2 tRNA genes and 2 rRNA genes are annotated in these 4,907 nt (G+C 52.1%); all 4 read right to left on the bottom strand.

Annotation, left to right across the window (positions count from 1 at the left end):
• Window positions 1-45: 45 nt before the first annotated feature.
• Window positions 46-2,936 (bottom strand): 23S ribosomal RNA (locus DNK10_RS25795).
• Window positions 2,937-3,195: 259 nt separating this feature from the next.
• Window positions 3,196-3,271, bottom strand: a tRNA-Ala gene (locus DNK10_RS25790).
• A gap of 31 nt (window positions 3,272-3,302) precedes the next feature.
• Window positions 3,303-3,379, bottom strand: a tRNA-Ile gene (locus DNK10_RS25785).
• 65 nt (window positions 3,380-3,444) lie between these two features.
• Window positions 3,445-4,907, bottom strand: a 16S ribosomal RNA gene (locus tag DNK10_RS25780); the annotation flags it as partial.

The raw sequence follows: 4,907 nt of genomic DNA, 5'->3' as shown, positions 1-4,907 counted from the left end.
GTTGTCGACTTCTACCGTCTAACAGCCAAATTGTTTGGGTGTTATATGGTCAAGCCTCACGGGCAATTAGTACTGGTTAGCTCAACGCCTCACAACGCTTACACACCCAGCCTATCAACGTCGTAGTCTTCGACGGCCCTTTAGGGAACTCAAGGTTCCAGTGAGATCTCATCTTGAGGCAAGTTTCCCGCTTAGATGCTTTCAGCGGTTATCTTTCCCGAACATAGCTACCCGGCAATGCCACTGGCGTGACAACCGGAACACCAGAGGTTCGTCCACTCCGGTCCTCTCGTACTAGGAGCAGCCCCTCTCAAATCTCAAACGTCCACGGCAGATAGGGACCGAACTGTCTCACGACGTTCTAAACCCAGCTCGCGTACCACTTTAAATGGCGAACAGCCATACCCTTGGGACCGGCTTCAGCCCCAGGATGTGATGAGCCGACATCGAGGTGCCAAACACCGCCGTCGATATGAACTCTTGGGCGGTATCAGCCTGTTATCCCCGGAGTACCTTTTATCCGTTGAGCGATGGCCCTTCCATACAGAACCACCGGATCACTAAGACCTACTTTCGTACCTGCTCGACGTGTCTGTCTCGCAGTCAAGCGCGCTTTTGCCTTTATACTCTACGACCGATTTCCGACCGGTCTGAGCGCACCTTCGTACTCCTCCGTTACTCTTTAGGAGGAGACCGCCCCAGTCAAACTACCCACCATACACTGTCCTCGATCCGGATAACGGACCAGAGTTAGAACCTCAAGGTTGCCAGGGTGGTATTTCAAGGTTGGCTCCATGAGAACTGGCGTCCCCACTTCAAAGCCTCCCACCTATCCTACACAAGCAAGCTCAAAGTCCAGTGCAAAGCTATAGTAAAGGTTCACGGGGTCTTTCCGTCTAGCCGCGGATACACTGCATCTTCACAGCGATTTCAATTTCACTGAGTCTCGGGTGGAGACAGCGCCGCCATCGTTACGCCATTCGTGCAGGTCGGAACTTACCCGACAAGGAATTTCGCTACCTTAGGACCGTTATAGTTACGGCCGCCGTTTACCGGGGCTTCGATCAAGAGCTTCGCGTTAGCTAACCCCATCAATTAACCTTCCGGCACCGGGCAGGCGTCACACCCTATACGTCCACTTTCGTGTTTGCAGAGTGCTGTGTTTTTAATAAACAGTCGCAGCGGCCTGGTATCTTCGACCGGCATGTGCTTACGGGGTAAACCCTTCACACTCACCGGCGCACCTTCTCCCGAAGTTACGGTGCCATTTTGCCTAGTTCCTTCACCCGAGTTCTCTCAAGCGCCTTGGTATTCTCTACCTAACCACCTGTGTCGGTTTGGGGTACGGTTCCTAATTACCTGAAGCTTAGAAGCTTTTCCTGGAAGCATGGCATCAACCACTTCATCGTCCTAAAGGACAACTCGTCATCAGTTCTCGGCCTTGATCTCCCGGATTTACCTAAGAAACCAGCCTACCACCTTAAACACGGACAACCAACGCCGTGCTGGCCTAGCCTTCTCCGTCCCTCCATCGCAGTAATTAGAAGTACGGGAATATTAACCCGTTTCCCATCGACTACGCATTTCTGCCTCGCCTTAGGGGCCGACTCACCCTGCGTCGATTAACGTTGCGCAGGAAACCTTGGTCTTTCGGCGTGCGAGTTTTTCACTCGCATTGTCGTTACTCATGTCAGCATTCGCACTTCTGATACCTCCAGCAAGCTTCTCAACTCACCTTCACAGGCTTACAGAACGCTCCTCTACCGCTCATCCTAAGATGAACCCGTAGCTTCGGTGTATGGTTTGAGCCCCGTTACATCTTCCGCGCAGGCCGACTCGACTAGTGAGCTATTACGCTTTCTTTAAAGGGTGGCTGCTTCTAAGCCAACCTCCTAGCTGTCTAAGCCTTCCCACATCGTTTCCCACTTAACCATAACTTTGGGACCTTAGCTGACGGTCTGGGTTGTTTCCCTTTTCACGACGGACGTTAGCACCCGCCGTGTGTCTCCCGTGCTGACACTTGCTGGTATTCGGAGTTTGCATCGGTTTGGTAAGTCGGGATGACCCCCTAGCCGAAACAGTGCTCTACCCCCAGCAGTGATACACGAGGCGCTACCTAAATAGCTTTCGAGGAGAACCAGCTATCTCCGAGCTTGATTAGCCTTTCACTCCGATCCACAGGTCATCCGCTAACTTTTCAACGGTAGTCGGTTCGGTCCTCCAGTTAGTGTTACCCAACCTTCAACCTGCCCATGGATAGATCGCCCGGTTTCGGGTCTATACCCAGCGACTAAACGCCCTATTAAGACTCGCTTTCGCTACGCCTCCCCTATTCGGTTAAGCTCGCCACTGAATATAAGTCGCTGACCCATTATACAAAAGGTACGCAGTCACAGAACAAGTCTGCTCCCACTGCTTGTACGCATACGGTTTCAGGATCTATTTCACTCCCCTCTCCGGGGTTCTTTTCGCCTTTCCCTCACGGTACTAGTTCACTATCGGTCAGTCAGTAGTATTTAGCCTTGGAGGATGGTCCCCCCATATTCAGACAAAGTTTCTCGTGCTCCGTCCTACTCGATTTCATTGAAAAGAGAATTTCGTGTACGGGGCTATCACCCACTACGGCGGCACTTTCCAGAGCCTTCCACTATTCTCTAATCAACTTAAGGGCTAGTCCCCGTTCGCTCGCCACTACTAAGGGAATCTCGGTTGATTTCTTTTCCTCAGGGTACTTAGATGTTTCAGTTCCCCTGGTTCGCCTCATGCACCTATGTATTCAGTGCAAGATACCCAGCTTATGCTAGGTGGGTTCCCCCATTCAGAAATCTCTGGATCACAGTCTGTTTGCCGACTCCCCAGAGCTTATCGCAGGCTACAACGTCTTTCATCGCCTCTGACTGCCAAGGCATCCACCGTATGCGCTTCTTCACTTGACCATATAACCCCAAGCAATCTGGTTACTGTCTATAACGTGAAGACGACATTCGCCGAAAATTTGCACTTGAGAACAACGCAAATTTTACCTTGACCAGATCAACTGCCAGTGAAAGCAGCCAATCAGTCACTTCTATCACATACCCAAATTTTTAAAGAACGATTTTCCTACTGGTCAAAGACCAGAAATCAACACTCATCTGCCAACAGCAGGAATGCTCATTTCTGAACTCTAATACTCAACAATCTCGAGGCCGTAAGTGGTGGAGCCAAGCGGGATCGAACCGCTGACCTCCTGCGTGCAAGGCAGGCGCTCTCCCAGCTGAGCTATGGCCCCAAATACTTCCAAGGCCTGCACCCTCAACAATTGGTGGGTCTGGGCAGATTCGAACTGCCGACCTCACCCTTATCAGGGGTGCGCTCTAACCAACTGAGCTACAGACCCAATCGTCTTTCGCAATGAATCAAGCAATTCGTGTGGGTGCTTATGAATAAGCTGGGATCTTCGATTAAGGAGGTGATCCAGCCGCAGGTTCCCCTACGGCTACCTTGTTACGACTTCACCCCAGTCATGAATCACACCGTGGTAACCGTCCTCCCGAAGGTTAGACTAGCTACTTCTGGTGCAACCCACTCCCATGGTGTGACGGGCGGTGTGTACAAGGCCCGGGAACGTATTCACCGTGACATTCTGATTCACGATTACTAGCGATTCCGACTTCACGCAGTCGAGTTGCAGACTGCGATCCGGACTACGATCGGTTTTATGGGATTAGCTCCACCTCGCGGCTTGGCAACCCTTTGTACCGACCATTGTAGCACGTGTGTAGCCCTGGCCGTAAGGGCCATGATGACTTGACGTCATCCCCACCTTCCTCCGGTTTGTCACCGGCAGTCTCCTTAGAGTCCCCACCACGACGTGCTGGTAACTAAGGACAAGGGTTGCGCTCGTTACGGGACTTAACCCAACATCTCACGACACGAGCTGACGACAGCCATGCAGCACCTGTGTCTGAGTTCCCGAAGGCACCAATCCATCTCTGGAAAGTTCTCAGCATGTCAAGGCCAGGTAAGGTTCTTCGCGTTGCTTCGAATTAAACCACATGCTCCACCGCTTGTGCGGGCCCCCGTCAATTCATTTGAGTTTTAACCTTGCGGCCGTACTCCCCAGGCGGTCAACTTAATGCGTTAGCTGCGCCACTAAGTTCTCAAGGAACCCAACGGCTAGTTGACATCGTTTACGGCGTGGACTACCAGGGTATCTAATCCTGTTTGCTCCCCACGCTTTCGCACCTCAGTGTCAGTATCAGTCCAGGTGGTCGCCTTCGCCACTGGTGTTCCTTCCTATATCTACGCATTTCACCGCTACACAGGAAATTCCACCACCCTCTACCGTACTCTAGCTTGCCAGTTTTGGATGCAGTTCCCAGGTTGAGCCCGGGGCTTTCACATCCAACTTAACAAACCACCTACGCGCGCTTTACGCCCAGTAATTCCGATTAACGCTTGCACCCTCTGTATTACCGCGGCTGCTGGCACAGAGTTAGCCGGTGCTTATTCTGTCGGTAACGTCAAAACAGCAAGGTATTCGCTTACTGCCCTTCCTCCCAACTTAAAGTGCTTTACAATCCGAAGACCTTCTTCACACACGCGGCATGGCTGGATCAGGCTTTCGCCCATTGTCCAATATTCCCCACTGCTGCCTCCCGTAGGAGTCTGGACCGTGTCTCAGTTCCAGTGTGACTGATCATCCTCTCAGACCAGTTACGGATCGTCGCCTTGGTGAGCCATTACCTCACCAACTAGCTAATCCGACCTAGGCTCATCTATTAGCGCAAGGCCCGAAGGTCCCCTGCTTTCTCCCGTAGGACGTATGCGGTATTAGCGTCCCTTTCGAAACGTTGTCCCCCACTAATAGGCAGATTCCTAGGCATTACTCACCCGTCCGCCGCTGAATCAGGGAGCAAGCTCCC

Source organism: Phytopseudomonas daroniae (assembly GCF_004327275.1).
In the GTDB taxonomy this organism is placed as follows: Bacteria; Pseudomonadota; Gammaproteobacteria; order Pseudomonadales; family Pseudomonadaceae; genus Aquipseudomonas; species Aquipseudomonas daroniae.
The sequence above is the reverse complement of the archived record's forward strand: the minus strand, read 5'-3'. Positions and strand labels throughout refer to the sequence as shown.